Genomic DNA, 25,021 nt, shown 5'->3' with positions numbered 1-25,021 from the left:
GCCGTATCTGTTCAGTCATGCGTCACCGGGTCGATCAGCACCCGATGCCCCGGCGCGACCTCGCGATAGATCGAGGGCGGCGGGGTGTAATCGACCGGGTGGATCGGTGACGGGATGGGGCGAAAGCGCAGATCCTCGGATATCCGCTTGCGGCGCGGATCGGCCACCGGCACCGCCGACATGAGCTGCCGGGTATAGCTGTGCTGCGGCGTCTCGAAGACCTGACGGCGGCTGCCGATTTCCACGATCCTGCCCAGATACATGACCGCGACCTGATGGCTGACGCGCTCGACCACCGCCATGTCATGGCTGATGAACAGGATCGAGATGCCAAGCTCGCGCTGCAATTCCATCAACAGGTTCAGCACCTGCGCCTGCACGGATACATCCAGCGCCGAAACCGCCTCGTCGGCGACGATCAGGCGCGGGTTCAGGGCCAGCGCGCGGGCAATGGCAATGCGCTGGCGCTGGCCGCCCGACATCTCGTGCGGGTAGCGGCGCATGAAGGCGCGGGGCAGTTCCACCCGGTCGAAAAGCTGGGCGATCCGGTCCTGACGCTCGGCCCGGTTGCCAATGCCGTAATTCAGCATCGGTTCCTCGATCTGGTCGTAAAGCCGCATATGCGGATCGAGGCTGGCGAAAGGGTCCTGAAAGATCATCTGCATGTCGCGCCGCGCCCGGCGCAGGCCCGAAGCGCTCAGCGCCAGCAGGTCCGTGCCGGCCAGTTCGACGCGGCCCGATGTCGGCTCGACCAGCCGCAGCGCCGAGCGGCCGGCCGTGGTCTTGCCCGAACCCGATTCGCCCACCAGAGAAAGCGTCTCGCCCGCGTTCACGGTGAATGAGACATCCTCGACCGCATGGACCTGGGCCACGGTGCGGCGCAGAAGCCCGCCCTTGACCGGGAAACGGGTGCAAAGGTTCCGCACGCTCAGGAGCGGCACGGGATCGCGCGGGATGACCGGGGCGGGCGCGGCCCCCTGCCCCTCGCGCATCAGGCGCATGGGCTCGGGCGCGTCGCGGCCGGTCATCTCGCCCAGGCGCGGCACGGCGGCCAGCAGGGCCCTGGTATAATCCTCGCGCGGGTTCTCGAAGATTTCGGTGACCGGCCCCTCCTCGACCTTGTTGCCGCGGAACATGACCACCACGCGATCGGCCATCTGCGCCACCACCGCCATGTCATGGGTGATGAACATCACCGCCATGCCGGTTTCGCGCTTGAGCCGGTCGATCAGGGCCAGGATCTCGGCCTGGATGGTGACGTCCAGAGCGGTGGTCGGCTCGTCGCAGATCAGGAGACGCGGCCGGCAGGCCATGGCCATGGCGATCACCACCCGCTGGCGCATGCCGCCCGACAGTTCGTGCGGATATTGTTTCAGCCGCCGTTCGGGTTCGGGAATGCGCACCTCGCGCAGCAGTTCCAGCGCGCGGGCGGCGGCCTCGCGGCGGGACAGGCCGCGATGGGCGATCAGCCCCTCGGAGAGCTGGTCGCCGATGGTGAATACCGGGTTCAGCGCGGTCATCGGCTCCTGAAAAATCATCGCGATCTCATTGCCGCGAATGTCGCGCATCAGGCGCGCGCCCTGTTGCGCCAGGTCGATCCGTTGGCCGGAGACGCGCTGGAACAGCAGCCGGCCATGGGCGATTTCGCCGCCGCCGAATTCGACCAGCCGCATCAGCGCCAGCGAACTGACCGATTTGCCCGAGCCGGATTCGCCGACCACGCAGACGCATTCCCCGGGCGCGATATCGAAAGACAGTTCCTGCACGCCGGTCACGCGGCCGTCGCGGGTCTGGAACTCGACCCGCAACCTGTCGAACGATACCAGCGGCGCGCTGTCCAGCATCTGCATCCCCTGTCGAAAGCCGCAGGATCAGGCTAAACCCGCGGCGCCACAATGCAACCGGAAAGCTCTGCCAAGATGTTTCTTGCAATTGAGCAGAAAACTGTCCGAAACTCGCGCATCGGCAACGGTGGAGAAGGCCGCGAACGAGATCACCAGACGGGCCGCAGCCAGACCTGCATCGCCGATACCCTCCCCCGCCCCCGACAAGCTGCAACAGGAGAGAGTGATGAAACTGAAAACGCTGATGATGGGCGCCGTCGCGACGGCCGCCATGGCCCCCGCCGCTTTCGCCGAACGAGGCAGCGACGGGCAGGTCAATATCATCATGTGGCAGGCCCCCTCGACCATGAACATGTATCTGTCCGGCGGCACCAAGGACGTTATCGCCGCCAGCATGGTGCTGGAACCTCTGGCGCGCTTCACCCCCGAGGGCGAGGTGGTCGCCTGGCTCGCCGCCGAGGTGCCCAGCGTCGAGAATGGCGGCATCTCCGAGGATCTGCGAAGCGTCACCTGGAAGCTGAAGCCCGGCGTGAAATGGTCGGACGGCACGGCGCTGACCTCGGCCGATGTGGTCTTTACCGCCGATTACTGCATGAGCCCCGAGGGCGGCTGCGCGCAGCTGGCCAAGTTCGAGGGCGTCGAAAGCGTCGAGGCGGTGGACGATCTGACCGTCAGGGTCACCTTTACCACGCCGCGGCCCGACCCGTTTTCGGCCTTTGTCAGCGGCCAGGCGCCGATCATCCAGAAGGCGCAGTTCGAGAATTGCATCGGCGAGGCCGCGCCCACCTGCACCGAAGAGAATTTCAACCCGATCGGCACCGGCCCGTTCCGGGTGACCGAGTTCCGCACCAATGACGTGATCACCTTCGAGGCCAATCCCGAATATCGCGACCCCGACAAGCCCGCCTTCGCCACGCTGGTGATGAAGGGCGGCGGCGATCCGGCCTCGGCCGCGCGATCGGTGCTGGAAACCGGCGAATTCGATTACGCCTGGAACACGCAGCTTGCCCCCGACGTTCTGCAGGGGATGGAGGCCAAGGGCATGGGCAAGGTCTCGGCCGCCTTCGGCAGCCTGATCGAGCGGCTCGAGGTGAACATGACCGATCCCTCGTCCAGCCTGCCCGAGGGCGAACGCTCGACGCTGAAGCACCCGCATCCGATCCTGTCGGACGCGAATGTGCGCAAGGCGCTGTCCATGGCCATCGACCGCCAGCTGCTGACCGAGATCGGCTATGGCAGTGCCGGCAAGCCGACCTGCAACCTGATCCCCGCGCCCGAGGCCTGGGCCTCGGACAATACCGAATGCCTGACCCAGGATATCGAGGGCGCGAAAGCCCTGCTGGATCAGGCCGGCTGGGTGCCCGGCGCCGACGGCATCCGCGAAAAGGACGGCAAACGCCTGTCGCTGCTCTACCAGACCTCGGTCAACGCGGTGCGTCAGGACTTTCAGGCGCTGATCAAGCAATGGTGGCAGGAAATCGGGGTCGAGACGGAACTGAAGGTGATCGACGCCTCGGTCTATTTCGGCGGCGATCCCGGCTCGCCCGACACGTTCCAGCGCTTCTATGCCGATATCGAGATGCTTGCGAATTTCTTCGAGGGCGGGAACCCCGAGCCCTATCTGGCGCAGCGCACCTGCAACAAGGCGCCGGGGCCGGACAGCCAGTGGCAGGGCGAGAACATCAACCGCTTCTGCGACGAGGGCTATGACAAGATGATCGCCGAGCTCAGCGGCATTGTCGATCCGGCCGAACGCGGCGAAATGGGCCAGCGGCTGAACGACATGCTGACCAAGGACAGCCATTCGATCATCCCGCTGGTCTATCGCGGCACCGCCTCGGCCCATTCCAACACCTTGGGCGGCGTGCAGCTGAACGCCTGGGACACCGAGCTCTGGAATGTCGCGGACTGGTATCGCGTCAAGGAATGACCTTGATCCGGCCGGCTGCATCAGAGCAGCAGCCCCGAGACGCGCCGCGGATTGCGGCGCGAACTGGCCGCGCAACCGACCACCCGGGGGTATCATACCCTGCCCCTGATCCATCGCGGCATGGTCCCGGCCCATGTCAACGCGCTGGACGGCATCGTGCCGAACGGCTGGGAAGGGCAGCTGTGGAACCTCGCCGGTTGGAGCCGTGCCGAATGAACCGCGCGGCCGGGGCCGCCCGCCGGACGGAGGCGATATGCTGACATTCGCGCTGCGCCGGCTGCTGCTGGCGATCCCCACCTTGCTGTTCATCTCGCTGGTGATCTTCCTGCTGCTCGAGGCGTCGCCGGGCGATCCCCTGGGCGACGTGCCGCTGACCGTCCCCCCCGAGGTCAAGGCGCGCATGCGCGAAGCCCTGGGCCTGGGTCAGGCCTGGTATATCCGTTACGTCCTGTGGCTGAAGCAGTTCTTCTGGGTCGAACCGCTTTACTGGTTCGATCAGGCTTTCGGCACCGACTTCAGCCAGGGCATGCAGCGGGTCATCAGCTTTCAGTCGCGCCAGCCGGTCTTTGACATCATCGCCGAGCGCCTGCCGCAGACGCTGACCGTGGTCGGTATGTCCTATCTGGCGGGGATTTTGATCGCGATCCCGATCGGCATCCTTTCGGCCTATCGGCAATACAGCTGGTTCGATCAGCTGGGGACCTTTGTCTCGATGGTGGGGTTTTCGCTGCCGACCTTCTTTACCGGCGTGGTGTTCATCATCGTCTTCGGGATCAGGCTGCAATGGTTTCCGTCGATCTATGACACCACGCACCGGGTCACCGACTGGGACTCGTTCGTCTTTCAGGTCCGGCAGATGGCGATGCCGGTCGCGGTGTTGGCGCTGTATAACGCGGCCCAGATCAGCCGCTTCATGCGGGCCTCGATGCTGGACAATCTGCGGCAGGATTATGTGCGCACCGCCCGCGCCAAAGGCCTGTCCGAGCGGGTCGTGGTGCTGAAACACGTGCTGCGCAATTCGCTGATCCCGGTGGTCACGGTGATCGCACTGGGGCTGCCGGTCGTGTTCGGCGGCGCGCTGATCACCGAGCAGGTCTTCAAGGTGAACGGCATCGGGCAGTTGCTGATCCTGGCCATTCACGCCAATGACATTCCCATGGTGCTGACGCTGACCTTCATCTTTGCCATCCTGATCGTCGGCTTCACGCTGATCGCCGATCTGGCCTATGGCATTCTTGATCCGAGAATCCGCTATGACTGAGCCGCGCGGCCAGCAGGTCGAGGAAAGCGTGAGCAATGCCGCCGCCCCGGGCGCCGAGGCCCTGCCGCCCGACGACCCGGTCGCGGCGGGCGCGCCCTCGCGCAGCCAGTGGCGCGACATCTGGCACCAGTTCCGCAACCATCGCGGCGCCATGCTGGCGCTGGTGATCTTTCTGGGCATCATCCTGTTCGTCGGCATCGGCCCCTGGCTGTGGACCATCGACGCGACCTATGTCGATTACCGCGCGCGCAATCAGGGCTTTACCCTCGCCCATCCCTTGGGCACCGATCAGCTGGGCCGCGATATCCTTGCGCGAATGATGACCGGCGGACGGGTGTCGATCGCGGTCGGGCTGGTGGCCATGGCCATCGCGCTGACGCTGGGCAGTGCGATCGGGGTGTTGTCGGGCTATTTCCGGCGGCTGGATGCGCCCTTGATGCGCCTGACCGAGCTGTTCCTGGCGCTGCCCCTGCTGCCCCTGCTGCTGCTGATGGTGACGCTGTTTCGCGAGCCGCTGAGCCAGCGGCTGGGCGCCGGCGGCGGGGTCTTTCTGCTGATCGTCACGGCCATCGGGGTGACCTCATGGATGCAGACCGCGCGGATCGTGCGCGGCGATGTGCTGGGTCTGAAAGAGCGCGAGTTCATCCTGGCGGCGAAATCCATCGGCACGCCGGCGCCGCGGATGATCCTGCGCCATGTGCTGCCCAATGTCATCTCTCCGATCATGGTGGCGGCGACGCTGGGAATCGCGACCGCGATCATCACCGAAAGCTCGCTGAGCTTTCTGGGGCTGGGCTTCCCGCCGGATTTCCCGACCTGGGGGCGGCTGCTCTATGACGCCGTAGACCAGATGCAGATGTATCCCTGGCGGGTGATCCTGCCGGGCGCGTTCATTTCCCTGACGGTGCTGTCGGTGAACTACATCGGCGACGGGCTGCGGGACGCGATGGATCCCCGTATTCGCGGCCGGTGATTGCGGCGCGGGCGGCATGGATATTTGAATGAAGAAGAAAGCCGCGGTCAGAGCGCGCGGGCCAGCGCGCCGAGATGCGCGCGCGGCAGGATCAGCAGCATCGGTCCCCGCATCTCGAGCCGGACCGGGCCGGTCGTTTCATTCGAGGTGCCGCTGCGCCCCTGCGGCGCGAATTCCAGCCCTTCGATCGGCCATTTCAGCCCGGTCGAGCGGCCTTGCGCCGGCCCCATCGGAAAGAGCGACAGCCTTGTGCCGGACGGCAGGTCCAGCGCGATCTCCGGCGGGGTCAGGGCGATGACATCATCGCCGGCGATCAGGATGCAGGGCGGGCCGATCCGGCGCGCCAGCGTGTTCAGGCAGGCAAGGAAATGGTCCTGGCGGGCGCCCGAAAAGCCGATGGCGAGGATCAGCGGCGCGTCGATCCGGGACAGGCATTTCTCGAAATCGGTAGCTTCCTGTTCGCTGACATGGTGCAGGATCGAAGGCGGGATTTCCGCGCGGGCGCGATCCGAGATGCTGTCGAGATCGCCCCAGACCGCCCGTGGCGTCAGCCCGTGATCCAGCGCCGTGTCAGCGCCGCCATCCGCCGCCGCCACCACCGGCGCGATGGCCAGCGCAAGATCGAGATCGTCCCGGCTGAGCGGCGCGCCTCCGATCAGGGTGACGGGGCGGGCACTGGCGAGCCGGTTCATTCCTCCTTGCCGATGCCGGAGAACACCTTGCGGAAGGGGATCACCCAGATGACACCCAGGCCGACATAGATCGCGAATTCCACAAGCAGCGGCATCCGCCCCCAGATATCGTAGATCAGGTTGGTGACGTACAGCACCGCGATCAGATAGAGCGGCAGGCCGATCAGAAGGATCACCAGCGACCAGCGCTTGCGGGTTTTCAGGTCCATGCTCATCCGAGAATCCTTTTCCGGGGGCGGGTTGTTGCGGCCCTTTGCGCGGCCCTTGCCACCCGGTCACGCCATTTCGGCAGGCTGCGTTCGGCCCCGCCGCGACGCACCTGGCCGAAATAATGCAGCCGGATCGGGTTGAAGCCGACGAAGCCCAGCACCTGCCGGCGATAGCGCCAGCCCAGCGGGTCGAAATAGGCCAGCCGCAGATAGGCCGGCGGCGTGTCCATGCTCACCAGCAGATCGGCCGAGCGCCCGGCCAGCAGCCGGTCCCACCACGGGTCCTTTTCATGGTAGCGAAAGGCGCGGCGCGGCAGCAGGATACGGTCCCAGAAGCCCTTGAGCCGCGCGGGCTCCGCCCCCCACCACAGCGGAAAGGCCAGCACCAGATGATCGCAGCCCTCGATCAGGTCGAGCGCGCGGGCGAGGTCCGGCTCGACCGGGGGGATCTCCTCGTAGCCGCGCGACAGGTCGGGGTCGAAATCCAGATCGCGAATGGCGATCCGGTCCAGCGTGATGTCATCGGGCAGCGCCTGCCGGTAGAGGTCCAGCAGATGCGCCGAGAGCCGGCCGGCATCCGGATGTCCGTCGATCAGCAGGAAGCGCCGCGCCATGGGATCAGTCCGCGAAAGGATCGGTCACGAGGATGGTATCGTCACGTTCCGGCGAGGTCGAGAGCAGCGCGACCGGGCATTGGATCAGTTCCTCGATCCGGCGGACATATTTGATCGCCGCCGCCGGCAGATCGGCCCAGCTGCGCGCGCCCTGGGTCGATTCCTGCCAGCCCTCCATCTCCTCATAGACGGGGGTGACGCGAGCCTGCAGGGCGGCGGCCGTGGGCAGGTGGTCGTAATGTTTGCCGTCGATCTCGTAGCCGGTGCAGATGCGGATGGTCTTGAAGCCGTCCATCACGTCGAGCTTGGTCAGCGCAATGCCGTTCACGCCCGAGATCGCGCAGGTCTGGCGCACCAGCACCGCATCGAACCAGCCGCAGCGGCGCTTGCGGCCGGTCACGGTGCCGAATTCATGGCCGCGTTCGCCCAGGCGCTGGCCGTCCGCGTCATTGAGTTCGGTGGGGAAAGGGCCTTCGCCGACGCGGGTCGTATAGGCCTTGACGATGCCAAGGACGAAGCCGATCGCGCTTGGCCCCATGCCGGTGCCGCTGGCGGCCATGCCCGACATGGTGGTCGAGGAGGTGACATAGGGATAGGTGCCGAAATCGATATCCAGAAGCGATCCCTGCGCGCCCTCGAACAGGATGCGCTTGCCGGATTTGCGGGCGTCGTTCATCACCTTCCAGACGGGCTGGGCGTATTGCAGCAGCTTGGGCGCGACCTCAAGCAGTTTCGCGCGCAGCTGGGCGCAGTCGATGGGTTCGGCGCCAAGGCCCTTGCGCAGCGGGTCGTGATGCGCGAGCAGCCGGTCGAGGCGCGCATCCAGCGTTTCCTCATCGCCCAGATCGGCGACGCGGATGGTGCGGCGGCCGACCTTGTCCTCGTAGGCGGGGCCGATGCCCCGGCCCGTGGTGCCAATTTTCGCCTTGCCGGCGGCCTCTTCGCGCAGCTTGTCGAGATCCTGATGCAGCGGCAGGATCAGCGGCGTGTTTTCCGCGATCATCAGGTTTTCGGGGCCGATCTCGACCCCCTGCCCGGCCAGCTTGTCGATTTCCGCGAACAGCGCCCAGGGGTCCAGCACCACGCCATTGCCGATGACCGCCATCTTGCCCTTGCGCACGATCCCCGAGGGCAGGAGCGAGAGCTTGTAGACCTGATTGCCGATGACCAGCGTGTGGCCGGCATTATGGCCGCCCTGGAAACGCGCGATCACATCGGCGCGCTCGGACAGCCAGTCGACGATCTTGCCCTTGCCCTCATCGCCCCACTGGGCGCCGACGACCACCACATTGGCCATTATGCTTTCCTTCCGCGGTCATGAATGCCGGGAACGGGTATAGTCGCCCGGATCGGCGGGGAAAAGCGCATTCCTGCCCGCAGGCGGCGGTCGCGGATCAGACGGATGCAATGCTGCATTGCAGAAACGGGGATGGAAAGCGCCGCCCGCATGGCCTATCTGGACAGCATGGGAGGAAACCGCTCGCCAATACCGAAAGGGTTTCCAATGACTATCCAGAATACCGCGATCCTTCCCTCGCTGCGGAACTGGTCCGGGGCGTTTTTCGCGCGCATCGGCCGGGTTCTCAATGCCTATATGACCGCGCAGAGCCGTCACCAGCAGGTCGCTGCGCTTGATGCGAAGTCCGACGAGGAGCTCGCCCGGATGGGCATCACGCGCGACCGCATCGTCCATTACGTATTTCGCGACCGGCTCGCGTTCTGATCGCTTGCGTACGGGCATGGCGGCAGCGCCGCCCTGCCGACAGGCGGGATAGCCGCGCCTGCGGCAAGGGAGCATGGATATTTGGGTGAAGAAGAACCTGTCCGACGCCTTGCCCCGGACGGGCCGGAGGCGCGCATGCGCAGCCGCGGCCGGCCGTCAGGCGGGGGTTTCCTCGACGATCACCAGATCGCGTTCGGCGGCGCCGCGCGCATGTTCCAGCGCCGCCTGATATTCGGCCGAGCGATAGCAGGCCACGGCATCCTCGACGCTGGGAAAGCGCGCCACGACATTGCGGGCGCGGTCATTGCCCTCCAACTGCACATGGCGCGAGCCGCGCGCGAGGAATACCCCGCCATGGGCGGCGATGGCCGGCCCGGCCAGTTTGGCATATTTGCCGTAAGCCTCGGCATCGGTGACGTTCACATGGGCAATCCAGAGCGCGGTCATGGTATTCCTCCGATCAGGTTTTCAATGGCGACAATGGCGGCATCGGCTGCCTCAAGGCTGGGCGCGCCGCCCTGCGCACGGTCGGGACGGCCGCCGCCACCCTTGCCGCCAAGCGCGGCGGTCGCGGTCTGGACCAGTTCCACGGCGGTCACGCGGCTGGTCAGATCCTGCGTCACCCCGGCGGCGACGGCGGCCTTGCCATCGGCCTCGGACATGACCAGCACGGCGCCCGAGCCGAGGCGCTGTTTCATTTCCTCGACCAGCGGCGCCAGATCCTTGCCGCTGACGCCCTCGACCCGGCGGGCGATCAGCCTGATGCCGTTGATTTCCTTTGGCGACTCATCCGCGCCGCCGCCACCCATGGCCAACTGGCGTTTCAGAACTGCCACCTCATTGGCCAGCGCCTTGCGCTCATCGGCCAGCGCGCGGACCTTGTTCACCACATCGCCCGCCTGCGCCTTGAGCAGCCCGGCGATTTCCGAAAGCTCGCGATCCATGCGGCGCAGTTCGTCCATGGCGGCCTGACCGGTCAGCGCCTCGATCCGGCGGATGCCGGCGGCCGAGGCGGTTTCCCCCGTCAGCGCAAACATGCCGATATCGCCGGTGCGCGCGACATGGGTGCCGCCGCACAGTTCCAGCGAATAGGTCTGGCGGTTGCTGCCCTTGCCCGAATCCGGCAGGGTGCCCATGGACACCACACGCACCTCATCGCCGTATTTTTCGCCGAAAAGCGCCTGCGCGCCCAGTTCGCGCGCGTCGTCGGGCGTCATGATGCGCGTCTCGACGGGGCTGTTCTGGCGGATATATTCGTTCACCTCGGCCTCGACCCGGGCCAGTTCTTCGGGCGTCATCGCCTTGGAATGACTGAAGTCAAAGCGCAGCCGGTCATGCGCGTTCAGCGAACCGCGCTGCGCGACATGTTCGCCAAGCGCGCGGCGCAGCGCCTCATGCAAGAGATGCGTGGCCGAGTGATTGGCGCGGATCGCGCTGCGGCGGTCGTGATCCACCGCAAGCCGGGCACCCTGCCCGCGCGAAATGCTGCCCTGCGTGACCTCGGCCATATGGATGAACAGACCGCCGGTCTTTTTCGTGTCGGTCACGCGGGCGGCGCCGGTTTCGGTCCTGATCAGCCCGGTATCCCCGACCTGACCGCCGGATTCGCCATAGAACGGCGTCTGGTTGACCACGATCTGGACCTGCTGGCCCGTTTCCGCCTGATCGACCGCCGCGCCGTCCTGAACCAGCGCCAGGATCGCGCCCTCGCTTTCCTCGGTGTCATAGCCCAGGAATTCGGTCGCGCCGTGCTGTTCGGCCAGATCGAACCAGATCGCGGCATCCCTGGTTTCGCCCGACCCCGCCCAGGCGGCGCGGGCCTTGGCCTTTTGTTCGGCCATGGCGGCATCGAATCCGGCCGTGTCCACGCTGCGCCCCTTTTCGCGCAGCGCGTCCTGGGTCAGGTCCAGCGGAAAGCCATAGGTGTCGTAAAGTTTGAAGGCGGCCTCGCCCGGCAGGTTCGCCCCCTCGGGCAGTTTCGCCAATTCGTCATCCAGGAGCCGCAAGCCGCGGTCGAGGGTCTGGCGGAAGCGGGTTTCCTCAAGCTTCAGGGTTTCCTCGATCAGGGGCTGGGCGCGGCCCAGTTCGGGATAGGCCTCGCCCATCTGGCGGATCAGCGCCGGGACCAGACGGAACATCACCGGATCCCTGGCGCCCAGCATATGCGCGTGGCGCATGGCGCGGCGCATGATGCGGCGCAGCACATAGCCGCGCCCCTCATTGCTGGGCATCACGCCATCGGCGATCAGGAAACTCGTCGAGCGCAGGTGATCGGCGATGACCCGGTGATGCACCTTGCCGGGCCCGTCCGGGTCGGCCGAGGTCGCATGCGCGCTGGCCTCGATCAGGCTGCGCATCAGGTCCGTGTCGTAATTGTCATGCTTGCCCTGCAAGAGCGCGCCGATCCGTTCAAGCCCCATGCCGGTGTCGATGGACTGCATGTCGAGGGCCCGCATCGAGCCATCCTCGAACTGCTCGTTCTGCATGAAGACGAGGTTCCAGATCTCGATGAAGCGGTCGCCATCCTCATCGGCGCTGCCGGGCGGGCCGCCCCAGATATGATCGCCGTGATCGTAGAAAATCTCGGTGCAGGGGCCGCAGGGGCCGGTCGGCCCCATCTGCCAGAAATTGTCGCTGGTCGGAATGCGGATGATGCGGTCGTCGGACAGCCCCGCGACCTTTTTCCAGATATCGGCGGCCTCATCGTCCGTGTGGTAGACGGTGACCAGAAGGCGGTCCCTGGGAATGCCGAAATCGCGGGTCAGCAATTCCCAGGCATAGGGGATCGCCTGGCTTTTGAAATAATCGCCGAAGCTGAAATTCCCCAGCATCTCAAAGAATGTATGGTGGCGCGCGGTGTAACCCACATTGTCCAGATCGTTATGCTTGCCGCCCGCGCGGACGCATTTCTGCGAGGTGGTGGCGCGTTTGTAATCGCGCGTCTCGACCCCGGTGAACAGGTTCTTGAACTGCACCATGCCGGAATTGGTGAACATCAGCGTCGGGTCGTTGCGCGGCACGAGCGGGCTGCTCTCGACGATGCGATGGTCGTTGCGTTCAAAGAAATTCAGGAAGGTCGAGCGGATATCGTTCAGGCTGGGCATGGCGCAATCTTTCCGGATGGGCAGACCCCGCAAATAGCCGAGGCTGCCGCCTGCGTAAAGGCGGAACCCTGCCCGGCGCGTTTCAGTGAAACGATTGAAACAAGCGGATAGCGCGGTTTCGGTTGCCCGGGCAACAGCTTGGAGCAGGGCGGTGAGCAAAGCACGCTGTTCGTCGCGCAAGGCCCGGAAAGTCGGGGCGTCGTCCAACGTCCGCCGGTCGCGCGTGGGCACGCTACACCATGGAGGAGTCGTTCGAACACGCCCTCCAGCTTCTATCAAGTCATTGGAATATTATGGAAAAGGCGGACTTGGTGTGGCGTAGGACGGTGCTCAGATTGGCCTTTTGTGAACCGGTTGCGTATAGCCGGGATCAAGGTCTTCGAACACCAAAAACTGCCTTTCCCTTCAAGGTTTTAGAGGAGATTCAGTGCGGTGTAAGAGTTATGGCGCACCCGAGAGGATTCGAACCTCTGGCCTCTGCCTTCGGAGGGCAGCGCTCTATCCAGCTGAGCTACGGGTGCTTATCAGGTCGCAACTGCTTGCGCAGCGCTTACATGAACTTCCTGCGAGTTGAAAGACTGAAATCAAGGCCTCGCAAATCCTTGTTCCGATAGTCGTTTGCTGTCACCTCCGCGTCAGGCTGTCAGCCCCGGCCCGCGCCGGGCATCTCCTGTGCGACCCGACCATGAGGCCGCGCCTTGCCCTGTTGAGTAGCGGCAAACCGCCCGCACTGCAATGGGGATCAGGCGAAAAGCTCGCGGCAGAAGGCCAGGCCGTCGATCAGCGCGTCCACGTCCTCCAGCGTGTTGTACATCGCGAAACTCGCACGCGCCGAGGCCGAAACGCCGTAGAACTCCATCAGCGGCATGGCGCAATGCGTGCCCGCGCGCACCGCAATGCCCCGCTTGTCGAGGATGGTCGAGATGTCATGCGCATGCGCTCCCTGCATGGTCATCGAAAAGATCGCGCCCTTGTCCGGCGAATCGCCCTGCAGCTGCAGCCAGTTCAGGCTGCGCAGCCGGTCGCGGGCGCGGTCGCGCAGGGCGCGCTCATGGCTGGCCACGTTTTCCATGCCCAGCTCCATCAGATATTCCAGCGCCGCGCCCAGCCCGATCTGGTTGGCGATGCCGGGCGTGCCGGCCTCGAACCGCAGCGGCGGATCGGCATAGTCGATCCCCTCGCGCGTCACCGTGCGGATCATGTCGCCGCCCCCCATGAAGGGGCGCATCTCGGCCTGACGCGCGGCCCGGATCCAGATCGCGCCCGAGCCCGAGGGGCCGTAAAGCTTGTGCCCGGTGATGCAGTAGAAATCGACGCCAAGCGCGGCCAGATCCACCGGCATATGGACCGAGGCCTGCGATCCATCCGCCAGAACCGGGACATCGGTCCCGCGCGCGATGGCGCCGACATCGACCACGGTCCCGGTCACGTTCGACATATGGGTGACGGCGATCAGCCGCGTCCTTGGCCCGACGGCGGCCAGAACCTTTTCCGGCGGCAGGCTGCCATCGGGCTCGGGATCGACCCATTTCAGAACCACGCCCTGACGCTCGCGCAGGAAATGCCAGGGCACGATATTGGCGTGATGCTCCAGCACCGACAGCACGATCTCGTCGCCCGGTTGCAGGCGCGGCGCGGCCCAGCCGTAGGAGACCAGGTTGATGCCCTCGGTCGCGCCGGAGGTAAAGATGACCTCATCCTCGCGCGGGGCGTTCAGGAAACGCGCGATAATGCCGCGCACGCGCTCGTAATTTTCGGTAGCCAGATTGGAAAGGAAATGCAGGCCGCGGTGGACATTGGCATATTCGTCCTCATAGGCGCGGGTGATCGCCTCGATGACCCGGCGCGGTTTCTGCGCGCTGGCGCCGCTGTCCAGATAGACCAGCGGCCTACCGTTGACCTGGCGCGCGAGGATCGGGAAATCGGCGCGGACCTTGTCGATGTCAAAGCTCATTGCAACACCTCGGGAGGCATGAACATCTCCGGCATGATCTGCATCAGGGCCAGCCCCAGCAGCAGACTGAAACCGAAATAGACCAGGGCGACCATCAGCGCGCTGCGAAACCCGTGCAGGGCTTTGGTCATGGTGACGGTCAGATAGATCGACAGCATGGCGGCAAAGGTGCCGACCAGCGCAGCGGTGGCCGGCAACAGCAGCAGCATGGCGATCTGGACCACCTGCACCGCGACAAGCACAAGCTCGATCCAGGCGATGGCCAGCAGCGCATCGGCAAAATTCCCGGTGCCGCCGAACATGCGGCCGATCCGGACCACCAGCACGGCGCTGAGCACCGTCCCGGCCAGCTGAATCCCGGCCATGGTCAGCGGTTGCTGCAGCATATGCGAAAGCGGGTCGTCCGTCGGGACGGGAAGCAGGATCGTCAGCAGCACGCCAAGGATGCGCGACAGGACGATGGCCAGAAACAGCGCCATCCAGCGCGCCGGCATGGGCAGGTCCAGCCCGCGCAGGACGCGCATGGCGGCCCCCGCATCGCGCAAGGTCAGGATCGCAAGATTGCCAAGCCTCATCCCTGCCCCGCCAATGCCCGCAATCCCGCGCCCCATATCACCACGAAGCCCAGACCCGCCAGCGCCCGGGTCAGCGACAGTGCCGCCCCCGCGCCCATCAGCCCCTCGACCAGCCCGGCAAGCAGCATCGCCGGCGCCACCGCCAGCAGCGCCCAGAACAGCGCCAGCCGCGAATCCCGCGCCGCGACCGGCCAGGGCGTCAGCCGCGACAGGCCCGCCACCGCCGCCGCCACCGCATAGGCGAGCAGCGGCAGGATGAACATCACCGCCATCAGCGCGCCGCCGATACGCGCCTGGAACGGGACCGAGGGATCAAGCTGCGCCGCCCGCGCATGGCCGGGCGTCTGGGCGATCAGAAAGACCAGCATCGCCGACATAAGCACCGCGATCAGCACCCTGTCGGGCATGCCGCGGAGCGACAGGATCACCCTGCCCGGCGCCCGCCAGCTTTCCAGGATGCGCGGAACGATGCCTGCCCGGACCATAAGCAGCCGTCCCGGCTCAGCCCGTGGCACGGCTGGTCAGCCACTGGTCAAGCCGCGTCAGGATACCGTCGCGCAGCCTTTCATCCTCGATCTCTTCCAGCGTATCGGCAAGGAAGGACAGGACCAGCAGCACCACCGCCTGCTCCCTCGGCACCCCGCGCGAGCGCAGATAGAACAGCGCCGTCTCGTCCAGCGCGCCGGTGGTCGAGCCATGCGAGCATTTCACGTCATCGGCATAGATTTCCAGCTCGGGCTTGGCCAGGAACTGGCTGCCCTCGTCCAGCAGCAAGCCCTTGCTGATCTGGTAGCCATCGGTCTTCTGCGCGCCGGGCCTGACCAGGATCTTGCCCTGGAAAATGCCCTGCGCGCCGTTCTTGAGCACCTTCTTGTAGACCTGACGGCTTTCGCATCGCTGGCCCGCATGGGTGATGAAGACCGTGTCGTCATGGTGAAAGCGCCCCTCGTCGCCATCGCCCAGCACGGCGGCGGCGATATGGGCCACGGCATCGTCGCCGGTGATCTCGATGACGCCCTCGTTGCGCATCACGCGGCCATTCACTGCCAGCGCAAAGGATTTGAGCAGCGCGCCCTCGCCCACGCGGGCAAAGATATGGCCGATGCCCAGCTTGTCGTCATCGGCGCGTTTGCTGGCGATGTGGTGAAAGCGGGCGCCGGCGGCCAGATCCACCTCGAGCACGGCGTTGGAGCGCGCGCCCATCGCGCCGGTTTCCAGCAGCGTCAGCTCGGCCCCCTGCTCCAGCCGGATGACATGGTGCAGGTGAACGTCCGCCGCCTCATCGCTGCGGCGATAGAGCAGATGCACCGGGCGCGCGACCCGGCCGGTGGCGCGGATCAGCACGCCATCGCGCGCGGCCAGCGTATTGAGCGCCGCGAAGGGCCGCCTGACCGGGTTCTGTCCGGCAGTTTCCAGCTGACCATAGAGAGCCCCGGCCCAGTGATCGCCGCCGGCATCGGCGGCGGCAAGCGTGTCGATCTCCAGCCCCTCGCCGGTCAGATCGTCCGAAGCGGCGGCATCGAACACGCCATCGACAAAGACCAGCTTCAGCCGGTCGATATCGTCAAACAGCGTTGCCTCGCGGGGCGGGATGGCCAGCGCCTCGGGCCGGGGCGCGTTGAACGGCGCGGGATCGGTGTAGCGCCAGTATTCGTCGCGCGGGCCGGGCAGGCCCATCTCGTTCAGCCTTGCGGCGGCATCCCTGCGCGCGGGCGCCGAAAAGCCGCCGGCCGGCAGGTCCAGCGCGGCCAGCCGCGCGGTCAGCGCGGTATCGCCGACGCGCGGCGCGGCGCCGGCCCGATCCGGTCTGGCGCTGGTGGACAGAACAGCCGTGTCCGACATCAGCCGACCTCCGCCAGCAGACCGGCATAGCCGTTCTGTTCCACCTCGAGCGCCAGATCCGGGCCGCCGCTCTTGACGATGCGGCCATCGGCCATGATGTGGACGACATCGGGTTTGATATGATCCAGCAGCCGCTGGTAATGGGTGATCACCAGAAACGCCCGGTCGGGACCGCGCAGCGCGTTCACGCCGTCCGAGACCAGCCGCATGGCATCGACATCGAGACCCGAGTCCGTCTCATCGAGGATGCACATGCGCGGCTCGAGCATGGACATCTGCAGGATTTCATTGCGCTTCTTCTCGCCGCCCGAGAAGCCGACATTGACCGGCCGCTTGAGCATCTCGGCGTCGATCTTCAGCGCCTTGCCCCTTTCGCGCACCAGTTTCAGGAACTCCGCGGCGCTCAGCTCGTCCTGCCCGCGCGCCTTGCGCTGCGCGTTCAGCGCCGTGCGCAGAAAGGTCATGTTGCCGACGCCGGGAATCTCGACCGGGTACTGAAAGGCCAGGAACAGGCCGGCGGCGGCGCGCTCCTCGGGCTCCATCTCCAGCAGGTCCCTGCCGTCCAGCATCGCCTCGCCGCCGGTCACCTGATAGCCGTCACGGCCGGACAGGACATAGGACAGCGTGGACTTGCCCGAGCCGTTCGGCCCCATGATCGCATGGACTTCGCCCGCCGGGACGGTCAGATCGACGCCCTTGAGGATCTGCTTGTCCTCTTCCTCAAGCTTGACGTGAAGGTTCTTGATTTCCAGCATGTTCATTTCCTGTTCGGCGGTCCGGGATGCGTCCGCTGCGGACAGATCCGGTATTCTGTTTTCAGTTCGCAAAGCGGGGGATCAGCCCACGCTTCCCTCAAGGCTGATCGCCACGAGGCTTTGCGCCTCCATGGCGAATTCCATCGGCAGGGCCTGCAGCACCTCTTTCGCGAAACCGTTGACGATCAGCGCGATGGCCTCTTCCTCGCCCATGCCGCGCTGGCGGCAGTAGAAAAGCTGGTCGTCATCGACCTTGCTGGTCGTGGCCTCATGCTCGACGCGCGACGAGGTATTCTTGACCTCGATATAGGGCACGGTATGGGCGCCGCATTTGTCGCCGATCAGCAGGCTGTCGCATTGCGTATAGTTGCGGCTATGGGTCGCGCGCGGATGCATGCTGACCAGACCGCGATAGGTATTCTGCGCCTTGCCGGCAGAAATCCCTTTGGAAACAATGCGCGAGCGGGTATTCTTGCCAAGATGGATCATCTTGGTCCCAGTATCCGCCTGCTGCATGTTATTGGCGATGGCGATCGAATAGAACTCGCCCTGGGCCTCGTCCCCGCGCAGGATGCAGGAGGGGTATTTCCAGGTGATCGCCGAGCCGGTCTCGACCTGCGTCCACATCACCTTGGCGCGGGCCTCGCGGCAATCGGCGCGCTTGGTGACAAAGTTGTAGATGCCGCCCTTGCCCTCTTCGTCGCCGGGGAACCAGTTCTGCACGGTCGAATATTTCACCTCGGCATCCTCGAGGATCACGATCTCGACCACCGCCGCATGCAGCTGCGCGGTATCGCGCTTGGGCGCGGTGCAGCCCTCAAGGTAGCTGACGTAAGAGCCCTTGTCGGCGATGATCAGGGTGCGCTCGAACTGGCCGGTATTCTCGGCATTGATGCGGAAATAGGTGGACAGTTCCATCGGGCAGCGGACGCCCGGCGGGATATAGACGAAGCTGCCATCCGAAAAGACGGCGCTGTTCAGCGTGGCAAAGAAATTGTCCGATTGCGGCACTACGCTGCCCAGGTATTTCCGCACCAGTTCGGGATGTTCGCGGATTGCCTCGGAAATCGGGCAGAAGATGACGCCCGCCTTGGCCAGTTCGTCCTTGAAGGTGGTGCCGACGCTGACGCTGTCGAAAACCGCATCGACCGCGACCTTGCGGCCTTCGGCGGGGGTATCGCCCGCGCCCTCGACGCCGGCCAGGATCATCTGCTCCTTCAGCGGGATGCCCAGCTTTTCATAGGTGGCCAGCAGCTTGGGATCGACCTCGCCCAGCGATTTCGGCTTTTCCCGCATGCTTTTCGGACGGGCATAGTAATACTGATCCTGATAGTCGATTTCAGGATAGTGCAGCATCGCCCATTTCGGCTCGGTCATGGTCTGCCAGCGGCGGAACGCCTGCAGGCGCCACTCGGTCATCCATTCCGGCTCTTCGTTCTTTTTCGAGATCAGCCGGACGATATCCTCGTTGATGCCCTTGGGGGCATAGTCCATCTCGATCTCGGTGTCCCAGCCGTATTTGTAGGACCCCATGTTCTGGACCGTTTCGACGGTCTCGCGGTCCACGCCCTCGCGGATTTCGATTGCTTCGCCGGTATCAACAGCCATCTCAAACCTTTCCCGCGGTTTCCCGCCCTTCATTCCTTTGCCGCCAGCGGTCATGAGCCGCCAGCCAGGCATCCGCGAAACGCGCAACATCCCGAGGGTCCGTCGCCGGGCCGATCGAGACGCGGATCGCGTCGCCCGCCTGACCCGCTGCGATCCCCATGGCCGTCAGGACCGTGCTGGGACGAACCTTGCCCGAAGAGCAGGCCGAACCCGCCGAGACGGCGAAACCGGCCAGATCCATCTGCATCACCTGGGTCTCTCCGCGCCAGCCCGGCGTCAGGATCGACAAGGTGTTCGGCAATCGCCGGGAGTCGCGCCCCGGGAATGTAACCATTCCTGCCCCGGATTCCAGTGCCGCCATCAGAGAATCGCGGGTTTCGGTCAGTTTTTCTGCCATTCCTTGATCCAGATCATTCTGCGCCGCTTTTGCGGCGGCGGCAAAGCCCATGATGCCGATCAGGTTCTCGGTCCCGGCACGGCGTCCCTGTTCCTGGCCGCCGCCCCTGATCCGGGCCTCGATCGCGGTGCCGCGCCGGACGATCAGCGCGCCGGTTCCGCGCGGCCCGCCCAGCTTGTGGGCGCTGACGAAACCGGCCTCGATCCCCAGCCAGTTGAAGGCAAAGGGCACCTTGCCAAAGGCCTGGGTCAGGTCGCTGACCGCCAGCCCCTGCGGCAGGTCCTGGATCACGCCGGTTTCGGAATTGGCCAGCTGCAGGCAGGACCGTGCCGGATCGGCCACCGCCACCTGCCCGCCCGCATCCACCGCCAGACTGTCCTGGCACCAGGCCAGCACGGCGGCATGTTCGACCGGCGCGCAAGACAGATCGCGCCCTGCCAGAACCAACGCCGCAGCTTCCGTCGCGCCCGAGGTAAAGATCACATCCGCGCCCTCGGCCCCCAACGCCGTGGCGATATCCTCGCGCGCGCGCTCCAGCGCCGATTTCGCCGCCCGCCCCTCGGCATGGACCGAGGAAGGGTTGCCGGTGATCTCCGCCGCCTCGATCATGGCGGCGCGCGCCTCGGGGCGCAAGGGCGCGGTGGCGTTCCAGTCCAGATAGCAGCGGTTCATGCCGCGCCCCCGCTCAGCCGTTCGGCGATGCGGTCGGCCAGTCGGCGCGCCACCTCGGCCTTGGACAGGCGCGGCCAGCTTTCGGCGCCCTGATCCGAGATCAGCGTGACGGCATTTTCCGAGCCGCCCATGATCCCGGTCGCGGGCGTCACGTCATTCGCCACGATCCAGTCGCAGCCCTTGCGATCACGCTTGATCGTGGCATTGTCGATCACATCGTCGGTTTCGGCGGCAAAGCCCACGACCAGCTCCGGCCGCCCCTGCGGCAACTGGCTGAGCCAGGCCAGAATGTCGGGGTTTTCGGCAAATTCCAGCGCCGGCATGCGGCCCGAACCATCCTTCTTGATCTTGCCGTCCCGCGCATTCGCGACATGCCAGTCGGCCACCGCCGCCGCCATGACGGCGGCATCGGCGGGCAAGGCCGCCCCGACAGCATCGCGCATCTCGCGCGCGGTCTCGACGGCGATCACATCGACGCCTTCGGGCGGCGGCACCTCGGCCGGGCCGGTGACAAAGCTGACCCTGGCGCCCAGATCGCGCAAGGCCGCCGCGATCGCCGTGCCCTGCGCACCGCTCGAGCGATTGGCGATATAGCGCACCGGGTCGATCGGTTCATGCGTCGGCCCCGAGGTCACGATCACATGCCGCCCGGCCAGCCGGCGCGACGGCAGCGACACCACCGCCTCGGGCGGCAGGCGCAGCGGCTTCTCGCGACCCAGCATGACGCGGATCGCGGCCAGGATCTGCTCGGGTTCGGCCATGCGTCCGGGGCCGTATTCGCCGCAGGCCATGTCGCCCTCATCGGGGCCGACCAGGCGGATGCCGTCCTCTTCCAGCATGTCGCGATTGCGCTGTGTCGCGGCATGTTGCCACATGCGCACATTCATCGCCGGCGCGATCAGCACCGGCTTGTCGGTGGCCAGCAGCAGGGTCGAGGCCAGATCCTCGGCAAGCCCGGCCGCCATGCGCGCCATCAGATTCGCCGTGGCCGGCGCCACGACCACCAGATCGGCGGCGCGCGACAGCTGGATATGGCCCATCTCGGATTCGCGGGTCAGGTCGAAAAGCTCGGTATGGCAGGGCGATTCCGCCAGCGAGGACAGGGTCAGCGGCGTCACGAACTCGGCGCCCGCGCGGGTCAGGACCGGCACGACCGCGGCGCCTTCGCGCCGGATCATCCGGATCAGTTCGGGGATCTTGAACGCGGCTATGCCCCCGCCGACGATCAGCAATATGCGACTGCCCTGCATGCTGGCTTCCCTTGCCGTGACTCGTCCATGGACATAGGCCGAAGCGGCCGCCGGAACAAGCAAGCCAGCGCATTTCCGGCGTTAACCCATTCTTAAGCCGCAGCCGCTAACCATGACCGCAAGCGGGTTCGGGGGCAGCCATGGTGGCGATCGCCTATACGGTGGCATTCGACGGGGTCGAGGCGCGGCTGGTCGAGGTGCAATGCTCGGTCACGGCGGGACTGCCGGGATTCGGCATCGTCGGGCTGCCCGACAAATCCGTCAGCGAGGCGCGCGAAAGGGTCAGGGCGGCCTTTGACGCGCTGTCCATCGCCATGCCCTCGCGTCGGGTGACGGTGAATCTCTCGCCCGCCGACCTGCCGAAAGAGGGGTCGCATTTCGACCTGCCCATTGCGCTCGCGGTACTGGCGGCGCTGGAGATCCTGCCGGCCGAGGCATTGGCCCGGACCGTCGCCTTGGGCGAGCTTGCGCTTGACGGGCGGCTGTCGCCGGTCGCGGGCGCCCTGCCCGCCGCCATGGCCGCGGCCGAGGATGGCCGCGCGCTGATCGTGCCCCGCGCCTGCGGCCCCGAGGCGGCCTGGGTCGGCGCGGTGCCGGTTTTCGCGCCGCGCAACCTGCGCGAAGCCGTCGATCACCTGATCGACAAGGCGCCCCTGCCCCGCGCCGCCCCCGGAGAAATGGCCCCCGCCGCGCGCGGCAACGACCTGTCCGAGGTGCGCGGCCAGGAACGCGCCCGCCGCGTGATCGAGATCGCCGCCGCCGGCCGTCACCACCTGCTGATGATCGGCCCGCCCGGCGCCAGCAAATCCATGCTGGCCACGCGCCTGCCCGGCATCCTGCCGCCGCTGACGCCCGCCGAGGCGCTGGAAACCTCGGTCATCCATTCGGTCGCCGGCTTGCTGAGCGACGGCGGCATTTCCCGCAGCGCGCCCTTTTGCCAGCCGCATCACACCGCCTCGATGGCGGCCATGGTGGGCGGCGGGCGCAATGCCCGGCCCGGGCAGGCGAGCCTGGCCCATAACGGTGTGCTGTTTCTTGACGAGTTGCCTGAATTCGAACGCCGGGTGATCGACGCCCTGCGCGAGCCGATCGAGACCGGCGAGATTCACGTCTCGCGCGCCAATGCCCATATCTGCTATCCGGCGCGGTTCCTGCTGGTCGCCGCCGCCAATCCCTGCCGCTGCGGCGAGACCGCCGATGCCGGCAAGCCCTGCCCGCGCGCGCCACGCTGCCAGTCGGATTACCTGGGGCGGATCTCGGGGCCGATGATGGACCGGTTCGACCTGCGCATCGACATGCCGCAGGTCAGCTACGAGGAACTGGCCCTGCCACCCTCGGGCGAAAGCTCCGAGACCGTGGCCGCGCGCGTGGCCGCGGCGCGGGCGCTGCAGACCCGGCGCTTTGCCGATCATCCGCATGCCCGGGTGAACGCCGATGCCAGCGGCCGTTTGCTGGAGGAGATCGCCCCTCTGGACGCGGAATGCCGGACGCTGCTCGGCTGCGCGGCCGAACGGCTGGGCCTGACCCCGCGCGGCTATCACCGCATCCTGCGCGCCGCGCGAACCATCGCCGATCTGGATGCCTCGGCGGCAATCAGGAAACCGCATCTGGCCGAGGCGCTTTGCTATCGCCTGCCCTTTGGCCGGCCGGACTAGATCGCGACATCACGCATATGACCGGGCCGCGCGCCGGCGCAGCCACAGGACGTCAGTCGCCCGGGCCAATGCCCCGGCTACCCGCAACATATCCGGGGAAAGAACGGGGCGAGGCCCAAAGGCAGCGCCCGGTCACGTCTAGCCATCCATCTTCAGCGCCTGAATGAACGCCGTCTGCGGGATCTCGACCTTGCCGAACTGGCGCATCTTCTTCTTGCCGGCCTTCTGCTTCTCCAGCAGCTTCTTCTTCCGCGTCGCATCGCCGCCATAGCATTTCGCGGTCACGTCCTTGCGCATCGCGCTGAGCGTCTCGCGCGCGATGACGCGGCTGCCGATGGCCGCCTGGATCGGGATCTTGAACATGTGGCGGGGGATCAGTTCCTTCAGTTTCTCGACCATGACGCGGCCGCGGGATTCGGCGCGGTCGCGGTGGACCATGATCGCCAGCGCGTCCACCGGTTCGTCATTCACAAGGATCGACATCTTGACCAGATAATCCTCGCGATATTCGCTGATCTGGTAATCGAAGGACGCATAGCCCTTGGTCACCGATTTCAGCCGGTCGTAGAAGTCAAAGACCACCTCGGCCAGCGGCAGGTCATAGACCACCATGGCACGGTTGCCGGCATAGGTCAGATCCATCTGGATGCCGCGCCGGTCCTGGCACAGTTTCAGCACATCGCCCAGATATTCGTCCGGCACCATGATCGTGGCCTTGATGCGCGGCTCCTCGATATGGTCGACATGGGTCAGGTCGGGCATGTCTGCGGGGTTGTGCAGGTCGCGCACCTCGCCGTCGCGCATATGCAGCCTGAACACGACCGAAGGCGCGGTGGTGATCAGGTCCAGATCGTATTCGCGCTCCAGCCGGTCGCGGATCACCTCAAGGTGCAGAAGGCCCAGGAAACCGCAGCGGAAGCCGAAGCCAAGCGCGGCCGAGGTCTCCATCTCATAGGAGAAGCTGGCGTCATTGAGCGCCAGTTTCTCGATCGCGTCGCGCAGCGCCTCGAAATCATTGGCGTCCACCGGGAACAGGCCGCAGAAGACCACCGGCTGGGCGGGCTTGAAGCCGGGCAGCGGGGTGTCGGTGCCCTTTTTCTCATGCGTGATGGTATCGCCGACGCGGGTGTCGCGGACCTGCTTGATCGAGGCGGTCAGCACGCCGATCTCGCCAGGGCCAAGCTCGGCGATATCCTGCATCTGCGGGCGCAGGACGGCCAGCTTGTCGATGCCGTAGACGGCGCCGGTCTGCATCATCCTGATCCGGTCGCCCTTGCGGATGACGCCGTCCATGACGCGGATCATCACGACGACGCCCAGATAGGCATCGTACCAGCTATCGACCAGCATCGCCTTCAAGGGTGCATCGCGGTCGCCCTTGGGCGCCGGCAGGCGGGTCACGATGGCCTCAAGCACATCGGGGATGCCGAGGCCGGTCTTGGCGGAAATCGGGATCGCGTCGGATGCGTCGATGCCGATCACATCCTCGATGTTTTCCTTGACGCGCTCGGGCTCGGCGGCGGGCAGGTCGATCTTGTTCAGGACCGGGACGATCTCGTGTCCCGCATCGATGGCCTGATAGACATTGGCGAGCGTCTGCGCCTCGACCCCCTGGCTGGCATCGACGACCAGAAGCGAGCCCTCGACCGCGCGCATGGAGCGGCTGACCTCATAGGCGAAATCGACGTGACCGGGCGTGTCGATCAGGTTCAGGACGTATTTGCGCCCGTCCCGCGCCGGGTATTCGATGCGCACGGTATTGGCCTTGATGGTGATGCCACGCTCGCGTTCGATATCCATGGCGTCCAGAAGCTGGGCCTTCATGTCGCGTTCGGCGACCGTGCCCGTCATCTGGATCAGCCTGTCGGCCAGGGTGGATTTGCCGTGGTCGATATGCGCCACGATGGAGAAATTGCGGATGAGATCAAGGTCGGTCATGGCCGGGCTATACAGGGGCTTTGGC

At 65.9% G+C, this 25,021-nt stretch carries 22 protein-coding genes and 1 tRNA gene; 6 read left to right on the top strand and 17 right to left on the bottom strand.

Annotated elements, in window-relative coordinates; all coding sequences use genetic code 11:
* Nucleotides 1-11: 11 nt before the first annotated feature.
* Nucleotides 12-1,844, bottom strand: a complete 1,833-nt coding sequence (locus IT41_RS12785; protein ID WP_036742005.1) for an ABC transporter ATP-binding protein — start codon at nucleotides 1,842-1,844, stop codon at nucleotides 12-14.
* A 226-nt stretch (nucleotides 1,845-2,070) separates the two neighbouring features.
* Between IT41_RS12785 and IT41_RS12780 the strand changes: the two genes are divergently transcribed.
* Genes IT41_RS12780 through IT41_RS12770 form a run of 4 tightly spaced genes read left to right on the top strand, consistent with a single transcriptional unit; the run spans nucleotide 2,071 to nucleotide 6,008 of the window.
* Complete coding sequence (locus tag IT41_RS12780; protein WP_036741948.1) at nucleotides 2,071-3,774, top strand: peptide ABC transporter substrate-binding protein; 1,704 nt, start codon at nucleotides 2,071-2,073, stop codon at nucleotides 3,772-3,774.
* A gap of 51 nt (nucleotides 3,775-3,825) precedes the next feature.
* Nucleotides 3,826-3,990 carry a hypothetical protein gene (locus IT41_RS20760; RefSeq protein ID WP_156116958.1) on the top strand — a complete coding sequence of 55 codons (165 nt, stop codon included), beginning with the start codon at nucleotides 3,826-3,828 and terminating at the stop codon, nucleotides 3,988-3,990.
* A gap of 37 nt (nucleotides 3,991-4,027) precedes the next feature.
* Entirely contained in the window at nucleotides 4,028-5,035 is a 1,008-nt protein-coding gene (locus IT41_RS12775) for an ABC transporter permease (protein WP_036742003.1), read from the top strand.
* Nucleotides 5,028-6,008: an ABC transporter permease gene (locus IT41_RS12770; RefSeq protein ID WP_036741945.1), complete on the top strand. Its 981-nt coding sequence runs from the start codon at nucleotides 5,028-5,030 to the stop codon at nucleotides 6,006-6,008. Before IT41_RS12775 ends, IT41_RS12770 begins: the two co-directional genes overlap by 8 nt.
* 47 nt (nucleotides 6,009-6,055) lie before the next feature.
* Here the strand turns inward: IT41_RS12770 and IT41_RS12765 are convergent, their stop codons facing one another.
* The 4 genes from IT41_RS12765 to IT41_RS12750 are packed head-to-tail and all read right to left on the bottom strand — an operon-like array spanning nucleotide 6,056 to nucleotide 8,820.
* Nucleotides 6,056-6,700 carry a thiamine diphosphokinase gene (locus IT41_RS12765; protein ID WP_036741943.1) on the bottom strand — a complete coding sequence of 215 codons (645 nt, stop codon included), beginning with the start codon at nucleotides 6,698-6,700 and terminating at the stop codon, nucleotides 6,056-6,058.
* The gene (locus tag IT41_RS12760; RefSeq protein ID WP_036741940.1) at nucleotides 6,697-6,915 is read right to left on the bottom strand and encodes a DUF2842 domain-containing protein; all 219 of its coding nucleotides are present in this window, start codon (nucleotides 6,913-6,915) and stop codon (nucleotides 6,697-6,699) included. Before IT41_RS12760 ends, IT41_RS12765 begins: the two co-directional genes overlap by 4 nt.
* On the bottom strand, nucleotides 6,912-7,523 hold the full coding sequence (locus tag IT41_RS12755; protein ID WP_036741937.1) for an NAD(P)H-dependent oxidoreductase: 612 nt from the start codon (nucleotides 7,521-7,523) through the stop codon (nucleotides 6,912-6,914). The genes IT41_RS12760 and IT41_RS12755 overlap by 4 nt, the downstream gene beginning before the upstream one ends.
* A gap of 4 nt (nucleotides 7,524-7,527) precedes the next feature.
* On the bottom strand, nucleotides 7,528-8,820 hold the full coding sequence (locus IT41_RS12750) for an adenylosuccinate synthase (RefSeq protein WP_036741934.1): 1,293 nt from the start codon (nucleotides 8,818-8,820) through the stop codon (nucleotides 7,528-7,530).
* A gap of 132 nt (nucleotides 8,821-8,952) precedes the next feature.
* Here IT41_RS12750 and IT41_RS12745 point away from each other — a divergent pair, with 132 nt between their 5' ends.
* Entirely contained in the window at nucleotides 8,953-9,246 is a 294-nt protein-coding gene (locus IT41_RS12745; RefSeq protein ID WP_139221699.1) for a hypothetical protein, read from the top strand.
* 156 nt (nucleotides 9,247-9,402) lie between these two features.
* On the opposite strand, the gene IT41_RS12740 is transcribed toward IT41_RS12745, so the two are convergent.
* From IT41_RS12740 to coaBC, 11 genes are all read right to left on the bottom strand, one after another.
* Nucleotides 9,403-9,693 carry a DUF1330 domain-containing protein gene (locus IT41_RS12740; RefSeq protein WP_036741932.1) on the bottom strand — a complete coding sequence of 97 codons (291 nt, stop codon included), beginning with the start codon at nucleotides 9,691-9,693 and terminating at the stop codon, nucleotides 9,403-9,405.
* Nucleotides 9,690-12,350 (bottom strand): alanine--tRNA ligase, encoded by a 2,661-nt coding sequence (gene alaS, locus IT41_RS12735; protein ID WP_036741929.1) that lies wholly within the window; start codon nucleotides 12,348-12,350, stop codon nucleotides 9,690-9,692. The genes IT41_RS12740 and alaS overlap by 4 nt, the downstream gene beginning before the upstream one ends.
* 444 nt (nucleotides 12,351-12,794) lie before the next feature.
* Nucleotides 12,795-12,871 (bottom strand) — tRNA-Arg (locus IT41_RS12730).
* 221 nt (nucleotides 12,872-13,092) lie between these two features.
* A complete protein-coding gene (locus IT41_RS12725; RefSeq protein WP_036741927.1) occupies nucleotides 13,093-14,304 on the bottom strand; it encodes a cysteine desulfurase in 1,212 nt (403 codons plus the stop codon).
* Nucleotides 14,301-14,879, bottom strand: coding sequence for a YIP1 family protein (locus tag IT41_RS12720; protein WP_052081510.1), 579 nt, complete (start codon nucleotides 14,877-14,879; stop codon nucleotides 14,301-14,303). Before IT41_RS12720 ends, IT41_RS12725 begins: the two co-directional genes overlap by 4 nt.
* Nucleotides 14,876-15,364, bottom strand: coding sequence for a hypothetical protein (locus IT41_RS12715; RefSeq protein ID WP_036741925.1), 489 nt, complete (start codon nucleotides 15,362-15,364; stop codon nucleotides 14,876-14,878). Before IT41_RS12715 ends, IT41_RS12720 begins: the two co-directional genes overlap by 4 nt.
* A 16-nt stretch (nucleotides 15,365-15,380) precedes the next feature.
* A complete protein-coding gene (locus IT41_RS12710) occupies nucleotides 15,381-16,721 on the bottom strand; it encodes a SufB/SufD family protein (protein ID WP_081967555.1) in 1,341 nt (446 codons plus the stop codon).
* Nucleotides 16,721-17,476: a Fe-S cluster assembly ATPase SufC gene (sufC, locus tag IT41_RS12705; protein WP_036741991.1), complete on the bottom strand. Its 756-nt coding sequence runs from the start codon at nucleotides 17,474-17,476 to the stop codon at nucleotides 16,721-16,723. The genes IT41_RS12710 and sufC overlap by 1 nt, the downstream gene beginning before the upstream one ends.
* Before the next feature lie 81 nt (nucleotides 17,477-17,557).
* Nucleotides 17,558-19,084 carry a Fe-S cluster assembly protein SufB gene (gene sufB / locus IT41_RS12700; protein ID WP_036741923.1) on the bottom strand — a complete coding sequence of 509 codons (1,527 nt, stop codon included), beginning with the start codon at nucleotides 19,082-19,084 and terminating at the stop codon, nucleotides 17,558-17,560.
* A gap of 1 nt (nucleotide 19,085) precedes the next feature.
* Nucleotides 19,086-20,153, bottom strand: coding sequence for a cysteine desulfurase family protein (locus IT41_RS12695; RefSeq protein WP_036741921.1), 1,068 nt, complete (start codon nucleotides 20,151-20,153; stop codon nucleotides 19,086-19,088).
* Complete coding sequence (gene coaBC / locus IT41_RS12690; protein WP_036741919.1) at nucleotides 20,150-21,403, bottom strand: bifunctional phosphopantothenoylcysteine decarboxylase/phosphopantothenate--cysteine ligase CoaBC; 1,254 nt, start codon at nucleotides 21,401-21,403, stop codon at nucleotides 20,150-20,152. The genes IT41_RS12695 and coaBC overlap by 4 nt, the downstream gene beginning before the upstream one ends.
* Before the next feature lie 140 nt (nucleotides 21,404-21,543).
* Between coaBC and IT41_RS12685 the strand changes: the two genes are divergently transcribed.
* Nucleotides 21,544-23,058 (top strand): YifB family Mg chelatase-like AAA ATPase, encoded by a 1,515-nt coding sequence (locus IT41_RS12685; RefSeq protein WP_036741917.1) that lies wholly within the window; start codon nucleotides 21,544-21,546, stop codon nucleotides 23,056-23,058.
* A 138-nt stretch (nucleotides 23,059-23,196) separates the two neighbouring features.
* Here the strand turns inward: IT41_RS12685 and lepA are convergent, their stop codons facing one another.
* Nucleotides 23,197-24,996 (bottom strand): translation elongation factor 4, encoded by a 1,800-nt coding sequence (lepA, locus tag IT41_RS12680; protein WP_036741916.1) that lies wholly within the window; start codon nucleotides 24,994-24,996, stop codon nucleotides 23,197-23,199.
* Nucleotides 24,997-25,021 lie beyond the last annotated feature (25 nt).

It is taken from the genome of Paracoccus halophilus (genome assembly GCF_000763905.1).
GTDB lineage: Bacteria > Pseudomonadota > Alphaproteobacteria > Rhodobacterales > Rhodobacteraceae > Paracoccus > Paracoccus halophilus.
Note: the sequence above shows the minus strand (reverse complement) of the source record. Positions and strands in the feature narration are given on the sequence as shown.

Excerpts from the sequence above, each read along its gene's own strand:
- IT41_RS12785 (WP_036742005.1), bottom strand. The coding sequence starts at position 1,844 with ATGCTGGACAGCGCGCCGCTGGTATCGTTCGACAGGTTGCGGGTCGAG.
- IT41_RS12780 (WP_036741948.1), top strand. The coding sequence starts at position 2,071 with ATGAAACTGAAAACGCTGATGATGGGCGCCGTCGCGACGGCCGCCATG.
- IT41_RS12775 (WP_036742003.1), top strand. The coding sequence starts at position 4,028 with ATGCTGACATTCGCGCTGCGCCGGCTGCTGCTGGCGATCCCCACCTTG.
- IT41_RS12770 (WP_036741945.1), top strand. The coding sequence starts at position 5,028 with ATGACTGAGCCGCGCGGCCAGCAGGTCGAGGAAAGCGTGAGCAATGCC.
- IT41_RS12765 (WP_036741943.1), bottom strand. The coding sequence starts at position 6,700 with ATGAACCGGCTCGCCAGTGCCCGCCCCGTCACCCTGATCGGAGGCGCG.
- IT41_RS12760 (WP_036741940.1), bottom strand. The coding sequence starts at position 6,915 with ATGAGCATGGACCTGAAAACCCGCAAGCGCTGGTCGCTGGTGATCCTT.
- IT41_RS12755 (WP_036741937.1), bottom strand. The coding sequence starts at position 7,523 with ATGGCGCGGCGCTTCCTGCTGATCGACGGACATCCGGATGCCGGCCGG.
- IT41_RS12750 (WP_036741934.1), bottom strand. The coding sequence starts at position 8,820 with ATGGCCAATGTGGTGGTCGTCGGCGCCCAGTGGGGCGATGAGGGCAAG.
- IT41_RS12745 (WP_139221699.1), top strand. The coding sequence starts at position 8,953 with ATGGAAAGCGCCGCCCGCATGGCCTATCTGGACAGCATGGGAGGAAAC.
- IT41_RS12740 (WP_036741932.1), bottom strand. The coding sequence starts at position 9,693 with ATGACCGCGCTCTGGATTGCCCATGTGAACGTCACCGATGCCGAGGCT.
- alaS (WP_036741929.1), bottom strand. The coding sequence starts at position 12,350 with ATGCCCAGCCTGAACGATATCCGCTCGACCTTCCTGAATTTCTTTGAA.
- IT41_RS12725 (WP_036741927.1), bottom strand. The coding sequence starts at position 14,304 with ATGAGCTTTGACATCGACAAGGTCCGCGCCGATTTCCCGATCCTCGCG.
- IT41_RS12720 (WP_052081510.1), bottom strand. The coding sequence starts at position 14,879 with ATGAGGCTTGGCAATCTTGCGATCCTGACCTTGCGCGATGCGGGGGCC.
- IT41_RS12715 (WP_036741925.1), bottom strand. The coding sequence starts at position 15,364 with ATGGTCCGGGCAGGCATCGTTCCGCGCATCCTGGAAAGCTGGCGGGCG.
- IT41_RS12710 (WP_081967555.1), bottom strand. The coding sequence starts at position 16,721 with ATGTCGGACACGGCTGTTCTGTCCACCAGCGCCAGACCGGATCGGGCC.
- sufC (WP_036741991.1), bottom strand. The coding sequence starts at position 17,476 with ATGCTGGAAATCAAGAACCTTCACGTCAAGCTTGAGGAAGAGGACAAG.
- sufB (WP_036741923.1), bottom strand. The coding sequence starts at position 19,084 with ATGGCTGTTGATACCGGCGAAGCAATCGAAATCCGCGAGGGCGTGGAC.
- IT41_RS12695 (WP_036741921.1), bottom strand. The coding sequence starts at position 20,153 with ATGAACCGCTGCTATCTGGACTGGAACGCCACCGCGCCCTTGCGCCCC.
- coaBC (WP_036741919.1), bottom strand. The coding sequence starts at position 21,403 with ATGCAGGGCAGTCGCATATTGCTGATCGTCGGCGGGGGCATAGCCGCG.
- IT41_RS12685 (WP_036741917.1), top strand. The coding sequence starts at position 21,544 with ATGGTGGCGATCGCCTATACGGTGGCATTCGACGGGGTCGAGGCGCGG.
- lepA (WP_036741916.1), bottom strand. The coding sequence starts at position 24,996 with ATGACCGACCTTGATCTCATCCGCAATTTCTCCATCGTGGCGCATATC.